At 66.1% G+C, this 17,033-nt stretch carries 14 protein-coding genes and 1 pseudogene; 7 read left to right on the top strand and 8 right to left on the bottom strand.

The window, feature by feature from the left end; all coding sequences use genetic code 11:
* Positions 1-52: 52 nt before the first annotated feature.
* The 6 genes and pseudogenes from ACZK3W_RS01750 to ACZK3W_RS01725 all read right to left on the bottom strand — a co-directional run bounded on the left by ACZK3W_RS01750 (position 53) and on the right by ACZK3W_RS01725 (position 8,089).
* Complete coding sequence (locus ACZK3W_RS01750) at positions 53-463, bottom strand: EF-hand domain-containing protein (RefSeq protein ID WP_004139214.1); 411 nt, start codon at positions 461-463, stop codon at positions 53-55.
* Between the two features lie 232 nt (positions 464-695).
* Positions 696-1,067, bottom strand: a complete 372-nt coding sequence (locus ACZK3W_RS01745; protein WP_368851534.1) for a hypothetical protein — start codon at positions 1,065-1,067, stop codon at positions 696-698.
* A gap of 210 nt (positions 1,068-1,277) precedes the next feature.
* Entirely contained in the window at positions 1,278-1,991 is a 714-nt protein-coding gene (locus ACZK3W_RS01740; protein ID WP_125895881.1) for a M15 family metallopeptidase, read from the bottom strand.
* Entirely contained in the window at positions 1,897-3,480 is a 1,584-nt protein-coding gene (locus ACZK3W_RS01735) for a serine hydrolase domain-containing protein (protein ID WP_478450345.1), read from the bottom strand. The genes ACZK3W_RS01740 and ACZK3W_RS01735 overlap by 95 nt, the downstream gene beginning before the upstream one ends.
* A 65-nt stretch (positions 3,481-3,545) precedes the next feature.
* Positions 3,546-6,547, bottom strand: a pseudogene (locus tag ACZK3W_RS01730) (TonB-dependent receptor).
* 51 nt (positions 6,548-6,598) lie between these two features.
* Complete coding sequence (locus tag ACZK3W_RS01725; RefSeq protein WP_478450344.1) at positions 6,599-8,089, bottom strand: transglutaminase-like domain-containing protein; 1,491 nt, start codon at positions 8,087-8,089, stop codon at positions 6,599-6,601.
* A 132-nt stretch (positions 8,090-8,221) separates the two neighbouring features.
* Here ACZK3W_RS01725 and ACZK3W_RS01720 point away from each other — a divergent pair, with 132 nt between their 5' ends.
* From ACZK3W_RS01720 to ACZK3W_RS01695, 6 genes are all read left to right on the top strand, one after another.
* Positions 8,222-9,658 (top strand): C40 family peptidase, encoded by a 1,437-nt coding sequence (locus tag ACZK3W_RS01720; protein ID WP_478450343.1) that lies wholly within the window; start codon positions 8,222-8,224, stop codon positions 9,656-9,658.
* Positions 9,659-10,753 (top strand): dipeptide epimerase, encoded by a 1,095-nt coding sequence (locus tag ACZK3W_RS01715; protein ID WP_201117957.1) that lies wholly within the window; start codon positions 9,659-9,661, stop codon positions 10,751-10,753.
* A 394-nt stretch (positions 10,754-11,147) separates the two neighbouring features.
* Positions 11,148-11,996, top strand: a complete 849-nt coding sequence (locus ACZK3W_RS01710; protein WP_180838749.1) for a MurR/RpiR family transcriptional regulator — start codon at positions 11,148-11,150, stop codon at positions 11,994-11,996.
* Positions 11,997-12,011: 15 nt separating this feature from the next.
* Entirely contained in the window at positions 12,012-12,773 is a 762-nt protein-coding gene (locus ACZK3W_RS01705) for a L,D-transpeptidase family protein (RefSeq protein ID WP_478450342.1), read from the top strand.
* On the top strand, positions 12,770-14,065 hold the full coding sequence (locus ACZK3W_RS01700; protein WP_032130380.1) for an APC family permease: 1,296 nt from the start codon (positions 12,770-12,772) through the stop codon (positions 14,063-14,065). The genes ACZK3W_RS01705 and ACZK3W_RS01700 overlap by 4 nt, the downstream gene beginning before the upstream one ends.
* 141 nt (positions 14,066-14,206) lie before the next feature.
* Complete coding sequence (locus ACZK3W_RS01695; RefSeq protein ID WP_107432956.1) at positions 14,207-14,536, top strand: hypothetical protein; 330 nt, start codon at positions 14,207-14,209, stop codon at positions 14,534-14,536.
* Between the two features lie 52 nt (positions 14,537-14,588).
* On the opposite strand, the gene yiaA is transcribed toward ACZK3W_RS01695, so the two are convergent.
* A complete protein-coding gene (gene yiaA / locus ACZK3W_RS01690; RefSeq protein ID WP_478450341.1) occupies positions 14,589-15,041 on the bottom strand; it encodes an inner membrane protein YiaA in 453 nt (150 codons plus the stop codon).
* A gap of 168 nt (positions 15,042-15,209) precedes the next feature.
* Between yiaA and ACZK3W_RS01685 the strand changes: the two genes are divergently transcribed.
* Positions 15,210-16,376 (top strand): PQQ-dependent sugar dehydrogenase, encoded by a 1,167-nt coding sequence (locus ACZK3W_RS01685; protein WP_478450340.1) that lies wholly within the window; start codon positions 15,210-15,212, stop codon positions 16,374-16,376.
* A 70-nt stretch (positions 16,377-16,446) separates the two neighbouring features.
* Here ACZK3W_RS01685 and ACZK3W_RS01680 read toward each other — a convergent pair whose 3' ends face one another.
* The gene (locus ACZK3W_RS01680) at positions 16,447-16,989 is read right to left on the bottom strand and encodes a hypothetical protein (RefSeq protein ID WP_478450339.1); all 543 of its coding nucleotides are present in this window, start codon (positions 16,987-16,989) and stop codon (positions 16,447-16,449) included.
* Positions 16,990-17,033 lie beyond the last annotated feature (44 nt).

Here is a 17,033-nt window from a genome sequence, read left to right as displayed (position 1 = left end):
GGCCGCAGCCGCCCGGGTCCCCATGCACCGGTCTTCCCGAGTCAGACGTGGATCAGCGGCCCTGTGCCGCGCCGGCACCCGCACCGGCCTGCTGCGCGGCCACGTAGGCCTTGTACTCGTCGGCGCTCAGTTCGCCGTCCTTGTTGGTATCGGCCTGGTCGAACACCTGGGCCAGGCCTGCGTTCACCTGCGCCTCGGTCTTGCTGATGGTGCCGTTGCCATCGGTATCGATGCTGGCCCAGGTCTGGCCACCGCCATTGGCCTGTGCCGAAGCCGCTGCGGCCGCGTTGGTCGCCTGGTCAGCCGCCTGCCCTGCCTGTGCCGCCGACTGCTGCGCCTGCGCGGCCTCGTTCTGTGCCTGCGCGGCCTGCTGCTTGGCCGACTGGGCCATCGCCGGAATGGCCAGCACGCTGCCGGCGGCGACGATCAGGGCGATCAGGGGCTTGCGGTTGCGAATAGTCATCAGGGGTGTCTCCTACCAATTGGGTGGTGTTGCGCGGCGTGTTGTCTCCGCACGACACCTACCCTGCCACCGCGTTTCTGAATCGATTTTGCCTCGCGACCGGCGTCAACACGCACGATTAACCACTCGCCTACGCGCATGCTTTAGCGCGGTGGTTAGCACGAAGTGAGTGGCTCATAAGCTGCGCATTCAGCGCTGCCTGATTTAACCGGCAGCGAACGAAAAACCTGCGTCAGTCGACGTTCTGCGCCGATGACCGCGAACTGAACACCACCCAGCCGAGGGCAACACCGGCGAGCGCACCGGCGATTTCCAGCACCACGCGGCTGCCGAGTTCGTTCGGATCGTGGATGGTGGCGAGGAAAAGGCGCGCATACAGGGGCGACTCCAGACGCACGATGCCCATGTAGAACAGCTTCCAGGCATCGATGCCGGCGGAGATCACTACCGAGATCACGCACGACCAGCCGATCGCGTGGCCGACCGTCCAGTGCAGGAGCCGGCACAGCTGCGACCACAGGAAGTACACCAGCAGCCCGACCAGCAGGGCGATGGCGCCCGCTTCGAGGGTACCGAGCAGGCCGAAGTGCAGGGGAAGGTTCATCGGGTGGGCAACGGTGGGATGGCGGCCAGTGTAAGGGATCTGCCTCGGACCCAATCCGGTAGCCCCGGTAGATCCACGCCATGCGTGGATGAATCCCCATCGAAATCGAATACTCCGATGATTGAACGAAGAGCATCCACGCATGGTGTGGATCTACCGTGTCGACCAAGGTCGACACCTACCAACAGCAGCGCCCCTCTGCCGATGTCCCTACCGCACGGGGACGTCGTATGCGGTGCCCGGGTCCGGTTCGGGCTGCAGGGTGTAGTGCCACCACTCCTGCGGATAGTTGACGAAACCACGGCGTGCCATCGCCTGCACCAGCTGCTTGCGATTCGCCTGCTGCGCAGCACTCAGCCCGCTCGTCTGCGTATGCGCGCGTGGCCCAAAGAAATCGAAGTCGGTGCCCATGTCCAACGGCGTACATGCACCACTGCCGCAATCCAGCAGCCCCAGATCCACCGTGGCACCGCGGCTATGGCCGGAGCGCTCGGCGATGTAGCCGTCGGTCAGCAGCCGTGGCTTGTCCAGATCCGGGTACTGCAAAGCCTTGCGCGAGCGCTCGCGCGGATCGTTCACCCAGGCCATGAAGGCCTGCACCGAACGCACCGGCCGGTAGCAGTCGTAGAGGCGCAGGCCAAAGCCATCCGCGCGCAGGTCCTGTTCCACCTGTGCCAATGCCTTCGCCACCGGCGCCAGCAGGTAACAGGACGGCGCTTCGTAACCGGGAACGCGCGCACCGGTGAAGTTGTTGGCGCCGGCGTAGCGGATGTCCATCTCGATGCCTGGCGATAACGTGCGGATCTCCACGAATCCGGCGCTGGCGGCATCAGTGGCCGGCGAAACACGCGGCGGCTCCGCGGCGCTGGCGCTCGCTGCCAGGGCAGTCGCCAGTACGAGTGAAATGCAGGTCCTGGAAGTCATAGCTGAAGTCGATGTCCGGATCGATGGCACGCAGGTCCAGTGTGGGCGGTGCACCGTCACCGGGCTGCAGCCAGGCCTGTGCGTCTTCGCCCAGCGTATCCCAGCGCAGCAGCCAACGCCCCTGCAACTGCAGCACCGTGGCCTGCAGTCGGGGCGACTTGTCCACGCTGAAGTGCAGGCCGCCGTCCGCGCCCGGGCACAGTGAGGCCGGGCCCAGCCACGGATCGCGGTAACGGCCCTGCCAGTGCGGCAGATCCGTGCGGCTCGTCTCCTGCGCCGCAACAGTGGACGGCCGCGAATGGCCGGTCGCCGCCCGCGTTGCCTGGTCTGCCTTCAATTCGGCCAGGTACTCCATCGCAGGCCGCGCACCGTCCGCTGCGGTGAAACGCTTCAGCGCGGCCTGCATCAACGCGGTACGCGCATCCTCGCCTTCGCCATTGATCAGCATCACCACACCCACCTTGCGGTCGGGCAGCAGCGCCAGCGACGAGTACATCCCTGACAGCGTGCCGGTGTGTGCCACCTTCCACTGCCCATCCATGTCAGAAACGCGCCAGCCATAGCCGTAGCCGTAAAAATGCGCGTTGTCCCAGCGCCGCTGGCGCTCAGCCAGCGGCATCGGCATGTGCAATGTCCACAACGTGCGGCGCTGTTCACTGTCCAACCAGTCCGGCACCACGGCAGGATCAAGCAGTACCTGCATCCAGCGCGTCATGTCGCGCAGCGAACAGCGGATGCCTCCGGCAGCCATGGACGGCAGGTCCGGGCTGATGGCACCGTCAGCGTTCACCACCTCATTGCGATCACGACGCCAGGCATGTGGCTGCGCGACGTTGCCTACGCGCTTCAGCGACCAGGCCCCCACCTGGCAGCGCGTCATGCCGAGTGGTTCAAACACCTGCTCGCGCATCAACTGGTCGTACGGTTTGCCACCGGCCGCAGCGGCTACTTCGCCGGCCACCACGTACATCAGGTTGTCGTAGGCATAGTGGCTGCGGAAGCTGCTGACCGGCTTCAAGTGCGCCAGTCCGGCAATGATGTCGGCGCGGGTGAACGAGTTCGGTTCCGGCCACAGCATCAGGTCGCCGGCACCCAGGCCGAGACCGCTGTTGTGGATCAGCAGGTCGCGCACCTGCATCTGCTGGCCCACCCATGCGTCGTGCATGCGGAACTCAGGCAGATAGCGCTGCACCGGATCATCCCAGCGCAGCCTGCGCTGCTGCACCAGCCGCGCCAACAGCGCGGCGGTCATCGCCTTGCTGTTGGAGGCGATCTTGAACAGCGTGTCCTCGTCAATGCGGCCGCCATCACCGCGCGCGCCCTCGGCATGGCGATAGACCACGCGCCCATTCTCGACCACCGCGATGGCCAGCCCGGGCAGGTGCTCGTGCCGGACCACGGCGGCGACATCGGCATCGATGGATGCGGTATCGACCGCCGAAGCGGAGGGTGCGGCCAGTGCCGCTGCGAGGATCAGCAGGGGGTGCATGGGCGTTCCTCACGGGGTGTGACCCAGCCCCCGCGCCACCCATCGGGATGGCGCGGGAGGGTGCCTCAGTAGCTCAGGCTTACGGTCAGCTGTGCATAGCGCGGCGACTGGAAGCCGGTCGGCCACAGGAAGGTGTCGCTGATGTGCCCAATGGCGTTCTCCTTCTCCTGGTCCACCGACATCTTCTTCTGCTGGTTGGTCAGGTTGTAGATGGACAGCTTGACCTTCAGGTCGGCCTCGCCGAACTGCTTGTTCCAGGTGATGTTCGCACCCAGTTCGTAGGTCCACGGCATGCGCCCGTAGCCTCCGCGCGGGGAATGCTCGTAGACGCGCTCGGAAGGAACACTGGAGGTGCAGTTCTGCACGCAGATGTAGTAGCTGTGGAAGGGCTTGGTGTTGCCGCTGGGGTTACCCACGCCAAACCCCGTGATCGGACCGCCGGAACGGGCATCAAGCGTGGCGCCGACCAGCAGGTTCTCGGTGATCGCATAGCTGCCGCGCAGCTTCAACTGATGGCGACGATCATTGGCCAGGTAGCCGTAGCCCCTGCGGTTGACCCACGGATCATCGAAGTTCTCGGTGCGGCCGGTATCGGCGAAGTCGGTATCAGAGTTGACCGGGCCTTCGGCGTTGCCGCGCCCGTAGGCCAGCGTGTACGAGGCATTCATCGCCCACGTGCCGTCCCAGCCACGGTCCAGCTGCAGTTCCAGTGCCTTGTAGTCGCGACGCGGCTTGTCCCAGCCGATCTGGCCGATGTAGTTGCCCTGGTCATCGTACTGGGCAAAACCTTCCTTGCTGGTGTCCACGGTCAGCCAGCCATCGGAGGTCCCGTCGCAGTTGGTATCCCCCCACACGGTGACCTTCCTGCCCGGATTGGCCATCACCCAGCCCACTTCGGCATTGCCGCACTGCGCGCTGGCCGTGATGTGCATGTCATCGATGGCGTTGTGCAGCTTGCGGTAGATGCCACGCACCCCATAGGACCAACGCTCGTTGAGCATCTGCTGGAAGCCCAGGATCAGTTCATCCTGGTAGACCGGATCCATGTCACGGTCCACTTCCGAGCGCAGGTCACCCACGGTGCCATCCCCCTGCGAGTTGTCCACCGGCCCGATCTGCGCACCGGTGCGCGGCACGGCATAGCGGCTGCCATTGATCTCACGGATGTCCCAGCCGTTGAAAGCGTAATAGGTGCGCTCATCAAGCAGCCCACCGGCCTGTTTGATGTTGATCACGTTGGCCACCGGCAGGTAGTAGCGGCCGATGTTGCCGAACAGCTTCATCGCGCCATCGCCCTTGATGTCCCAGGCGAAGCCGGCACGCGGCGCCCACATGTTGTCCATCTTGATGTAGCTGCGACCTTCGGCATCCTTGTTGTCGAAGGTCTCCATGCGGATGCCGAGGTTCAGCAGCAGGTTGTCGGTGACCGACCAGTTGTCTTCCAGGTAGTACGCCGAATTGGTGCTCTCGAACTCCCCCCTACTTCATTGCGCCGCGCGCGCACGTAGGCGGTAGTGCCCGCTGGTACCACGCCGCCGTTCTCCAGGATCGAACCCGGAGTGGTCTTGTAGACGTTGTAGTAGAACGCACCGGGGCCCGGATAGTAGCGGTCATAGGTGGACACGTTCTTCTCGTGATCCACACCGAAGCGCAGCAGATGGGCGCCCAGCTGCCACTCGAAATCCAGGCGCGCCTGCTCGCGGTCATCCACGCGCGACTGCACGGTGGAGTTGGTGGTGCAGCCCAGCGGTACGCCTGCCGGAGCCAGTCCGCTCTCTGCCACCACACGGTTGCATTCCAGGTCGGTCATGCTGCGCTGCGACGCATAGCGCTGGTTCTTGCCGTACATCGCACGCACCGACAGGCCTTCGGTGAGCTGGCCGTTGTAGGAGGCGGCCCAGTTCTTGCCGCCGTTGGTGGTGTAGATCTCGTTGGTCTTGGCAGTGGGCTCGCCCTTGGCCAGGTCGAAGCCGTAGACGTCGTAGGCCCAGTTGTCCTTGTCCGAGAATCCCATCAGCGACAGGCGGTGGTTGTCGTTGATCTGCCAGTCCAGCTTGCCGCCCCAGAACGGGTCGTTGGTGCTGCCCTGGTTGAAGACGTTGCCATCGTTGTTGGTGTACTGGGCGCGGTTGTCGCGGATCTCGTACATGCCGAAGAAGAACAGGCGGTCCTGTACCAGTGCACCCGAACCCCACACGTTGAGCCGGTTGGTGGTGTGCTTGTCCTGGCTGCCGATGATGTACGGCGTGCCGTCAGCGGTGTAGTGATCGTTCTTGCTGGACTGCCAGGCACGCGGCTCGAAGGTGTACTCGACGCCTGCGTGGAAATCGTTGCTGCCCGAGCGCGTCGCAGCGTTGATCACGCCGCCGGTGGTACGGCCGAACTCCACCGAGTAGCCACCGGTCTTCACCTGGAATTCCTGGAAGAACGCGAACGGTGCCGATGAGAAGCCGACGCGGTTGTAGAAATCGGTCACGTTCAGGCCATCGATGTAGACCGCGTTCTCGGCCACCGACGAACCACCGAAGGAGATGCCCTGCGCACCCAGCGAGCCTTTGCCCGAGACCACGCCCGGGGCCAGCATCGCCACTGATTTCAGGTCCTGGTCGACCGGCAGCCGCTCGATGTCCTGGCGGCTGAGGTTCATGGACGAATCGGTGGAGGTCACGTCGACCATCGAGATGACCTGTGGCGCGCGCACCTGCACGGCACCCAGCGTGCTGATGCCAGAGACGGGCACATTGACCGTGGTGGCGTTGCCAAGCGACACCGTCACTTCACCCACCTGCGCCGGCGTACCGCCAGCCACCGCGACCTCCAGCGTATAGGTGCCTACCGGCAACTGTGGAATGCGGTAGCTGCCGTTGGCGTCGGCCTTCACCGAACGCGAGAAACCGGTAGCCGGATTGCGCACGGTTACCGTGGCGGCGTCCAGGCGCTGGCCCGAATCGGTGACCAGCCGGCCAACCACCGAACCATCCTGTGCGAATGCGCTGGGCGCGATCATGCCCAGACACGCCCCGAGGGCGACGCACAACGCCGCCCGCTTGATGCTGTAAGCCTTCATCCCCTGCTCTCTCCTGCAAGAATTGAATGGTGTGGAATGCGATGTGTCGCGCTAGCGTTGCCCGGCTGGCAGTACCCGCCACTGGAAGTCGTAGCTCCATTGGTCGAAGTACAGGTTGCCGCCTGCCCACTCGGCCTCGCCGCGCTGCGAGTCGACCGTTTCCGAGCGGAAGTGCTGCTTGGCCGGCACCAGGGCCTGGCCGAAATCGTCGTTGAAGGCGATGCGGTAGCCGTCGAGGCCACCCAGGTAGAAATCGCGCAGGGCCGGCACGTCGCTGGCCAGTGCGCCGGTGGCCACGTCCATCGGCAGCCATCCATACGGCGCCAGGTAGACCTGCCCCCAGTCATGCAGGTTGTTGTAACCACTGCCATCGCCGGAGAACACCATGCCCGACTGCCAGCGTGCGGGAATACCGTTCAGGCGCAGCAGCGCGATCAGCAACAGGGTCTGCTGGCCGCAGTCGGCATGCCCGGCATGCAGCGCGTAATCGCTGATGTTGCTGATCGTGGAGTACTCGCGCGCACCAGCCCATGGAATGCGATCCACGGCAGCAAACAGCTTGCGCACCACTTCATACGGGTGGGTTTCCCCCTGCAGCACCTGGTCGGAGAACAGCTTCAGCGCTGGCGTGAAGCGCACATGCGGCAGCTGCTCGGCCAGGTAGGGTTTCAGCGCCGGATCGGCCGGTGTCGGCTGCACCTTGGCCGGATCGATCGCGGTATGCCGGGCCAGGATCGTGACCGCATAGCGGACCTCGAAGCGGGTCGCCTGCCCAGCCACCGCTTTGGCTTCCAGATAGGCCGTGCGCTGCAGGGTGCTGGCTGGCGCCACGCGCGCCTTGCCCGGGGTGCTGCCCAGCCACTGCACCTGCTCCTGCTGGCCGGGCATCTCGCGCGGGTAGGGAATCCAGGCGCGTACGGTCTCGCCGGCCGGCACCGCATCGGCTTTCACCGTGAGCGACTGGGTGAATTCAATGCGCTGCGGCAGTACCGACGCCTGGCCACTTTGTTTCGCTGCGGCAAGCACGCGTGCGTGGTGCGCGTTGAGCACCTCGTTTGGGCCCGGCGCCGGCATCGGTGCATCCGCGCGGCGGCGCGCACGTGCCTCGTCGCTGAGCAGGAACAGGTTCGACGGTGCGCGCTTGAAGTACCAGCGCGTGCCATCGATGTCGAGATGCTCAATCAGGCCGAGCTGATCCCACCGCGCGAATTCCTCGTCGGTCAGGTCGGGAATCCAGCGGCGCACGGCAGACTTGGTGGCGGCTTCGTCGAGGGAAAAATCCAGGCGGATGCGGCGCATGCGCTCTTCCTGGAACGCGATGTCGTCGAAACTGACGCCAGGCTCCGCCGCGTCGGCGGCCGACCAGGTGTTCAGTTCGCTGCCGGCTTCGGAGAACCGTCCCGCGTCGATCATCTGCACGACCCGCGCAAACTGGATGGCCGAGGGGGGCGGCTCCGCTCCCGCCGACCACGCCCACAGCAGCAGCGCGGCACACAGGCCGGCAGTGGCAGGCAGACGTGGTTTGCGAACGGCAGGATCCACAGCGACACTTCCCCAGCGCGGGTGGTAACGGCTGTGTAACACGGGCCGGGATGCCGGTCAATAATTTATTCTTGCTTTCGATGCCAAAAGGAATAAATATTCCAACAGGCATTCGAGGAGGGTTTGCAGCGCATGATCCTGGCTTCCCGCGAACGGCATCGGCATTGGCCACGCCGCTTGACCCTGGCCCTGTGCCTGCTGGCCGCACCGGCCTTTGCACAGGCGGCCCCGCCGCCCGACCCGGGCGCGCCGCTGCCCTATGTGATCGGCCTGCACGAGGCCTACCTCACCCCCCAGTACTGGGCCGCGCGCCTGGACAACGCCGATGTGCCGATCCTGGACCGCAGCCAGATCGAGGCACAGAACGCACGGATGCGCTCACAGGACAGCCACATCCAGGACATCGCCGCACTGCCCGAGCAGCTTGATGCGGCGGCGGTGCGTGCCAGCATCACCGCGCTGTCGAGCTGGCCCACCCGCACTCTGTACAACGACAAGGGCCAGGCCATTGCGACGGCACTGCGCAGCGCGACCGAAGCCAATCTGGGCCTGCAGTCCATTCCCGCGCAGACGACACCGCAATACGGGCTGGTGGTGAAGCGCGCTGCACTGCGCACCTTCCCCACCCGCGAGCGCGTCTTCAGCAGCGTCGGTGACACCGACATCGATCGCTTCCAGGAGTCGGCGCTGTTCCCCGGCGACAAGGTCGCGGTGGTCCACCGCAGTGCCGATGGCCGCTGGCTGTTCGTGCACAGCGAACGCTACAGCGCGTGGATCGAGACCGATGCCATCGCCAGCGGCGACAAAGCCACCGTGCTCGGCTACGGCGCGAAGGGGCCGTACCGGATCGTCACCGGCGCCACCGCGCAGACTGCCTACACCCCGGAAGAACCACGCGTCTCGCGCCTGCAGCTGGACATGGGCGTGCGGCTGCCGGTGCTGGCCGACTGGCCGGCGTCAGAGCCGGTGAACGGCCAGCAGGCGCACGCCGCGTGGGTGGTTCAGCTGCCGGTCCGCGAAGCCGATGGCCGGTTGAAACTGGTACCGGCGCTGCTGCCGCGCTCGCAGGACACCGCCGCCGACTACCTGCCGCTGACCCCACGCCTGCTGCTGCAGCAGGCCTTCAAGTTCCTCGGCGAGCGCTACGGTTGGGGCCACGACTACGACACCCGCGACTGCAGCGGTTTCGTTTCCGAGATCTACCGCAGCTTCGGCGTGCTCCTACCGCGCAATACCAGCGCGCAGGCGGTCAGCCCGGCGCTGGACCGCGTGCCATTCACCGGCAAGGACGGCAAGGCCGTGCGCGACCGCGCCGTCACCGATCTGCAGGTGGGCGATCTGGTCTACATCCCCGGCCACGTGATGATGGCCATCGGCCACGTCGACGGCCGCACCTGGGTGATCCACGATACGGCGGGCGGCAGCTGGTTCGGTGCTGACGGCAAGCGTGTGCAGGCCCATCTCAATGGTGTTTCGGTCACCCCGCTGGAGCCGATGATGGCCAGCGACAGCGTCCGCTACATCGACCGCATCACCAACATCCAACGCCTGCGTGCCAAGACCCCCTGAATGAAGATCACTGCCATCGAACTGGGCATGCTGCGCGTGCCGCTGAAAACACCGTTCAAGACCGCCCTGCGCACGGTGGAAACCGTGGAAGACGTAGTGGTGCTGATCCGCACCGACACCGGCCACACCGGCTACGGCGAAGCGCCGGCCACCGCGGTGATCACCGGTGATACCCACGGCTCGATCATTGAGGCGATCCGTCACTTCATCGCGCCGCGCCTGATCGGCCAGGACGTGGCCAACCTCAATCGCCTGTGCGGTCTGGTGCAGACCGCGATGGAGCGCAACACCAGCGCCAAGGCGGCGGTGGAGATCGCGCTGTACGACCTGTGGGCACAGCTGCATGGCGCGCCGCTGTACCAGATGCTGGGCGGCGGCGACCCGGTGATCACCACTGACATCACCATCAGCGTGGACTACATCGACAAGATGGTGGCCGATTCGCTGTCGGCGATCGAACGCGGCTTCGAGTCGCTGAAGATCAAGGTCGGCAAGGACATCGGCCTGGACATCGAACGGGTCAAGGCGATCCACGCTGCTGTGGAAGGCCGCGCCCTGCTGCGGCTGGATGCCAACCAGGGCTGGACCGCCAAGCAGGCGGTGCATGCCATGCGCACGCTGGAGGAAGCGGGCGTGGTGCTCGAGCTGCTGGAGCAGCCGGTGAAGGCCGCCGACATCAGTGGCCTGAAGTACGTGACCGACCGCGTCAACACGCCGGTGATGGCCGACGAAAGCGTGTTCAGCCCAAGCCAGGTGATGGACCTGATCCAGCAGCGCGCGGCCGACATCATCAACATCAAGCTGATGAAGACCGGCGGCCTGTCCAACGCGATCCGCATCGCCGACATCGCCGGTATCTACGGTGTGCCCTGCATGATCGGCTGCATGATCGAATCCAGCATCAGCGTGGCCGCGGCCGTGCACCTGGCGGTGGCCAAGAGCGATGTGATCACCAAGGTCGACCTCGACGGCCCCTCGCTGGGCCAGTTCGACCCGGTCAGCGGCGGCGTGCATTTCAACGAATCGGAGATCAGCATCAGCGACGTACCGGGGCTGGGCATCACCGAAGTGCGTGGGCTGGAGATGCTGGATTGATTTCGGCCTTTCGGCTGACGCTGCGTGCCACTGACGTTGGGTCGCGCGTTACTTTTCTTTCTGCGGAAAGAAAAGTAACCAAAAGAAACGCTCCGCCAGCCGCGAGCCGACGTGCTGCGCACGTCGGTGCCCTGCGCTCCTCGGTCCGTCAAGGGACGGCGCGGAACTCGCTGCGCTCAGACACCCGCGCCTCTTCGCCCTCGCCGGACCTGCGGTGCTCGGCTCACTTGAAGGCGGACTCAACAGCAGCTCCGGGTAGATCCACGCCATGCGTGGATGCTCCTGCTTCTGCTCTACCCCGTACCCCCCTCGCGTCTGGCACCCGCCCGGCCCATTCCATGACACTCTCTACGCTGCCAACCGCAACGCGCCTATCCTTGCCCGGACTCCCCGCATGCCGCCCCTGCTGAAGATCCGCTCCGAGCGCGGGCAGATGTCGGCCATCGAGCGTCGCATCGCCGACTTCATTCTCGACAACGCCCACCTGCTGCGCGACTACTCGTCCCAGCAGCTGGCCAGCGCTCTGGGCATCAGCCAGTCCAGCGTGGTGAAGTTCAGCCAGAAGCTCGGCTTCAAGGGCTACCCGGACCTGAAGTACTCGATCGGCCAGGATGTGGCTCGCGCCGGTGCCGACCCGCAGCAGGCGCCCAGCGAACCCGACAGCGGCGATGACTACCTGCGCCTGGGCGAGGCCCTGCGCCGCAGCAAGGCACAAGCCGAAGAGGAAACCCGCCAGGCCAACCCGCGCGGGGAAATCGAGCGCATCGTGCAGCTGCTCGACGGCGCGCCGAAGCTGTTCGTGTACGGCCTGGGTGACGACGGCCTGTACGCGCGTGAGTTCGCCATGCGATTGTCGCTGCTCGGCCTGCTGGTGGTGCCGCATACCGACCCGATCCTGATGCTGGCCAACCTGTCGGCCGCGCGCCCCGGTGACGCGCTGTTGATGTTCTCCGAGTTCGGCAACCTGCCCCAGCTCTCGCAGCTGTCGCGGCAGTTCCAGGACATGGGTGGCAAGGTGATTTCCATCACCCGCCACACCGCCAACCCGCTGCGCGCGCATGCCGATGCAACGCTGGTGGTGTGTGCGCACGACCGCACGCCGCAGGTCGCGCAGCTGCTGTACCGTAGCGCCATGCACGCGCTGCTCGATTTCCTGTTCGTGCTGCTCTGCCACGCCAATCCGGACCGCAAGCAGCAACTGGCGGTGAACCTGGAGCGGATCGACCACCTGCTGGATTCCTGACCGGAGCGCACGTTGATGAAATCGCTGGTCCGCCTTGCCACCACTGCCGTGCTGCTTGCTGCAGCGATGTCCACCCACGCCGCGCCGCTGGATGGCGCGCGCCAGCTGATCGTGGTCACCAGCGAAAGCTGGGACAGCACCGAGGGGCAACTGCAGGCCTATGTGCGCGATGGCAACGGCTGGCATGCGCATGGGCAGGCGTTCCCGGTGGCGCTCGGCCGTACCGGCAGCGCCTGGGGGCTGGGCCTGCATCCGGCGCAGGCCGACGGCCCGCAGAAACAGGAAGGCGATGGCCGCAGCCCGGCCGGCGTGTTCGCGCTGGGCAGCGCGTTCGGCTATGCCGTTACACGCCCCGGCACCGCCATGCCCTACCAGCCGATGCTGGACAGCAGCTACTGCATGGATGTGCCCGGCTCTCCGTTCTACAACCGCATCGTGGATGAAAAGAAGGTCGGCAGTGCAGCGGTCAAGGGCTCCACCGAGCCGATGCGGCTGGACCTGCACAACAAGGGCGACGTGCGCTACCGGGAAGGCTTCGTCATCGCCCACAACCCGGACAACCAGCCCGGCAAGGGCAGCTGCATCTTCGCCCACCTGTGGCGCCAGCCCGGCGAGGCCACGGCCGGCTGCACCGCCATGCCGCAGGCGCGCATGCAGGCCCTGCTGGACTGGTTGCGCCCGCAGGATACGCCGCGCTTCGTGCTGCTGCCGCGCGCCGAGTACACGCGCCTGCAGGCCCATTGGCAGCTGCCCGCACTGAGCGGAGACGCCCGTTGAGCGCGCAGGACGAACCGCAGCTGCAGCGCGCGGTCAGCCGCTGGCAGATCGTCGGCCTGTCGATCAACGATGTGATCGGCAGCGGCATCTACCTGCTGCCGGCCGCCACCGTCGCCCTGCTCGGCCCCTTCAGCCTGTGGGGCGTGGTCGCCGCCGGCATCGTCGTTGCCCTGCTGGTGCTGTGCTACGCGCAGGCCGCCAGCTACTTCGATGAACCCGGTGGCAGCTACCTGTATGCCCGTGAGGCGTTCGGGCGATTTGCCGGGTTCGAGATCGGCTGGATGATCTGGTTGACCCGCATCAGCTCGGCGGCCGCATTGAGCAATGCACTGGCCGATGCGGTCGCGCGCTTCTGGCCGTGGGCCGGCGCCGGCATGGGCCGCATCGCGGTGATCGTGGTGTCGCTGGGCTTCCTCACTGGCGTCAACATCATTGGCGTGCGCTCGGCCGCGCGCACCGGCGTGGTGCTGGTGATCGGCAAGATGCTGCCGCTGCTGCTGTTCGTGGCCATCGGTGCGTTCTACATCGATCCGCAGCTGGCCTTCTCCGGCCAGCGCCCGGACCCGCATGACCTGCAGCGCATGGGCGAAGCCGCCTTGCTGCTGCTGTACGCCTACGCCGGCTTCGAGAACATTCCGGCGGCCGCCGGCGAGTACCGTAATCCGCGCCGCGATATTCCATTCGCCCTGATCACCATGATCATCACCGTCACCGTCATCTATGGAGCGGTGCAGGTGGTGGCGCAGGGCACGCTGGCCGGGCTGTCCAGTTCGGCCACGCCGCTGGCCGACGCCGCCGCAGGCTTCGGTGGCGAGGCACTGGCGCTGATCCTGACCGTCGGCGCCACCATCTCCATCCTCGGCACCAACAGCAACACGATGATGATGGGCCCGCGCTTCCTGTTCGCGCTGGCCCGCGATGGCTACGGCCCGAAGATCCTGGCCCAGGTGCATCCACGCTTCCACACCCCGGCCGCATCGATCCTGTGCCAGGGCCTGATCGCACTCGGCCTGGCGCTGTCCGGTTCGTTCGTGCAGCTGGCGCTGCTGTCGATGACCACGCGCCTGTTCGCCTACATCGGTACTGCCGCTGCAGTACTGGTGCTGGCCAAGCGCTATGCCGATCGCCCTGGTGCGTTGAAGCTGCCGGGCGGCCCGCTTATTCCGGTGCTGGCGCTGCTGCTGTGCGTTGCGCTGTTCGCCAGTGCGAGCTGGCAGAACATCGCCGCCGCACTGGTCGCGTTCGCCATCGGCGCGGTGATCTACAAGCTGCCGCGAAAGCCCGAACTGTAGAGTCGAGCCATGCTCGACTGGGATTTGGGGTGCATGAGTCGAGCATGGCTCGACTCTACAGACTCGCCCTTCACGCTGCCGGACCGGGCCGTTAACCGCCTCGCAGGCACGATCAGGTTTCGTCCACAACGGAGCCCTTCCATGACCGAGTACCAGATTCCCGGCCGCGTACCGGACGACAGCACACCGCGCGATGCGGTCAGTAACTACTGGCGCGAACGCTACACGGCCGAGCCGTACTACGACGACCAGCTGTTCTTCGAGGACTACGAGCCGGCCTACCGCATCGGCCACGCCGCACGTGCGCAGGACATGATCCGCGCCTACGAGGAAGTGGAAGGCGAGCTGGAATCACGCTGGGCCAGTGAACGAGGCCGCAGCCGCCTGGACTGGGCGCAGGCACGCAGTGCCGTGCGCCGTGGCTGGGAGGAAGCGCAGCAGGTGGAACCGCGCCTGGCACGCGGCCCCTGACGGACCCGTTATGCGGCAACGCCGGGCATGGCCCGGCGCCACCATTGCTGCATCATTCCTGTTCCGGCAGCGGCGGCACGGCCGTGCTGCGCTTGCCTTCACCGCCACCGGCGGCGATCAGGTCGCGGGTGTTCTTCTGCACGGCCACCGCACCGAACAGCGACAGCGCGTACGCCATGCCGTAGAAGCCCTTCTCGCTCGACGCCAGGGTGGCATTCCATAGGCCGACCAGCAGCAGCATCAGCGCCGACAGCAGCGCGAACCAGCACAGCGCGTAGTACAGGCCACTGACCGGAATGCCCTCGACGCGGTCGCGCACGCTCTTCTGCAGCGACACCGCCGCGAACAGGCCGAACAGCAGCAGTGTCAGGTAGTAGCCCTTCTCGTTGAGCGCCATCGTGGCGTTGAACAGGCCGATCAGGTAGGCCGCCGCACCCAGCAGCAGGGCCACCCAGGAGGCGGCGATGAAGGCAGTGGACGGCTTGTGGGGCATGGCTGTGCTCATTGCAGATCCTTGGCAGGCAGGCGGGCACGCTTTGCCCGGGCGTGCCCACCCTAGACGATCCCGCTGCCGCCGCACAGGGGGCGCGGGACCTTCAGGCCACGACGATGATCGTGCAAGTGGTATACAAGGGACAGCCCGGCCATCCGCATCCCCGTCCTGGAGATACCCATGACCCGCATACCCCTGCTGCTCACCCTCGGCCTGGTGCCGATCCTCGCCACCTCCGCCTGCAACGCCGCCGACCCGGCCGCCAGCTGCACCCAAGCCACGGCCACGGCATCCACCGCCGCCGATCAACGCCCGTTCACCGCCACCGAAGTCAGCCGCTTCGATCAGCCCTGGGCGATGACCTTCCTGCCCGATGGCAGCCTGCTGGTCACCGAAAAGCGCGGCAAGCTGCAGCATCTGGACCTGGCCAGCGGCCAAAAACACGAGATCACCGGCGTTCCGAAGGTCGCCTACGGTGGCCAGGGTGGTTTCGGCGATGTGATCCTGCACCCGCAGTTCGCAAGCAACCACGTGATCTACCTCAGCTACGCCGAGGAAGGCACGCTGGATACCCGCGGTGCCGCCGTGGCCCGTGCCACGCTGGCGCTGGACGCCAACGGTGCCGGCCAGCTCAAGGACCTGAAGGTGATCTGGCGGCAGAGCCCCAAGGTCAGTGGTGAGGGCCACTACGGCCACCGCCTCGTCTTCGGCCCGGACGGCAAGCTGTGGATCAGTTCCAGCGAGCGCCAGAAGTTCGATCCGGCGCAGGACATGGGCAGCAATCTCGGCAAGATCATCCGCCTCAACGACGATGGCAGCCTGCCGGCCGACAACCCGTTCGCCTCGCAGGGCGGGGTTGCCGCGCAGGTGTGGTCGCTGGGCCACCGCAACATCCTCGGCATGGCCTTCGATGCCAACGGCAAGCTGTGGGCGCACGAGATGGGCCCGGCCGGCGGCGACGAGCTGAACCTGATCGTGCGCGGCGCCAACTACGGCTACCCGATCGTCTCCAACGGCAACCACTACGACGGCCGCCCGATTCCCGACCACGATACCCGCCCGGAGTTCGCCGCCCCGAAGGTGACCTGGACGCCAGTCATCTCGCCGGCCGGCTTCGTGATCTACAGCGGGAACCTGTTCCCGCAGTGGAAGGGCAGCGGCTTCATCGGTGGCCTGTCCTCCACCTCGCTGGTGCGCGTGGCATTCGATGGTGACAGCGCGCGCGAAGCCGAACGCTTCAACATGGGCGAGCGCATCCGCGAAGTGGAACAGGGCCCGGATGGCGCACTGTGGCTGCTGGAAGACGGCAACAAGGCGCGCCTGCTGAAGCTCACCCCGAAAACCTGACAGGATGGTAGTGCCGGCCGCTGGCCGGCATGTTTGCCCGCAACGGCCCCGCACGCGGGGCCGTCTGCGTTCACTGGATGGTGATGACCTTCACTTCGGTCTGCGCACAGGCCTTGTCCAGGCACTGCCCGTTCAACCACACCTGCCCGTCACCGATCATCACGCCCTGTTGGTTGACGAAGACCTTGCCGAAGTCCTGCCCGGACACCGCCTTGACCACCGCCGGGGTGATGATCTTCTCGTAGTTGCGCTGGAACTCACCGGGGCCGGTGATCTTCCTTCCGTTAGCGATATTCAGCGGGAAGCCCACTTCCTCCACCACCGCAGCGCGATCACCGCCGACCACCGCGGTCTTGAACGCGTTGAACACCTTTTCGTACTGCGCGGCATCGCCGAGCAGGCTTTCAATGCGCGCACGCGCGTCTTCCGCGGGCGCATCCGTCGGTGCGGCGCCGGCCGGCTCGGCAGCAGCCTTCGCCGGTTCAGCCGCAGGCGTCGCCGCGGCACTGGCCTCCATCGGTGGCGGTGCATCCACCGCAGGCTCGGCCGGCGGTGCCGGCTGCGAACAGGCCGCCAGCAACAGGGCGGGAATCAACACAGCGATCGTGCGCATGCGCGGGCATCCATCGGTTCAAGAACACCGATGGTAGCGCCGCC

This window comes from Stenotrophomonas sp. 80084_Sma (genome assembly GCF_056481995.1).
Note: the sequence above shows the minus strand (reverse complement) of the source record. Positions and strands in the feature narration are given on the sequence as shown.

What these genes read in the sequence shown, in the direction of transcription:
- ACZK3W_RS01685 (WP_478450340.1), top strand. Translation starts at nt 15,210, where the DNA reads ATGACCCGCATACCCCTGCTGCTCACCCTCGGCCTGGTGCCGATCCTC.
- ACZK3W_RS01695 (WP_107432956.1), top strand. Translation starts at nt 14,207, where the DNA reads ATGACCGAGTACCAGATTCCCGGCCGCGTACCGGACGACAGCACACCG.
- ACZK3W_RS01735 (WP_478450345.1), bottom strand. Translation starts at nt 3,480, where the DNA reads ATGCACCCCCTGCTGATCCTCGCAGCGGCACTGGCCGCACCCTCCGCT.
- ACZK3W_RS01740 (WP_125895881.1), bottom strand. Translation starts at nt 1,991, where the DNA reads ATGACTTCCAGGACCTGCATTTCACTCGTACTGGCGACTGCCCTGGCA.
- ACZK3W_RS01715 (WP_201117957.1), top strand. Translation starts at nt 9,659, where the DNA reads ATGAAGATCACTGCCATCGAACTGGGCATGCTGCGCGTGCCGCTGAAA.
- ACZK3W_RS01705 (WP_478450342.1), top strand. Translation starts at nt 12,012, where the DNA reads ATGAAATCGCTGGTCCGCCTTGCCACCACTGCCGTGCTGCTTGCTGCA.
- yiaA (WP_478450341.1), bottom strand. Translation starts at nt 15,041, where the DNA reads ATGAGCACAGCCATGCCCCACAAGCCGTCCACTGCCTTCATCGCCGCC.
- ACZK3W_RS01745 (WP_368851534.1), bottom strand. Translation starts at nt 1,067, where the DNA reads ATGAACCTTCCCCTGCACTTCGGCCTGCTCGGTACCCTCGAAGCGGGC.
- ACZK3W_RS01720 (WP_478450343.1), top strand. Translation starts at nt 8,222, where the DNA reads ATGATCCTGGCTTCCCGCGAACGGCATCGGCATTGGCCACGCCGCTTG.
- ACZK3W_RS01710 (WP_180838749.1), top strand. Translation starts at nt 11,148, where the DNA reads ATGCCGCCCCTGCTGAAGATCCGCTCCGAGCGCGGGCAGATGTCGGCC.
- ACZK3W_RS01680 (WP_478450339.1), bottom strand. Translation starts at nt 16,989, where the DNA reads ATGCGCACGATCGCTGTGTTGATTCCCGCCCTGTTGCTGGCGGCCTGT.
- ACZK3W_RS01750 (WP_004139214.1), bottom strand. Translation starts at nt 463, where the DNA reads ATGACTATTCGCAACCGCAAGCCCCTGATCGCCCTGATCGTCGCCGCC.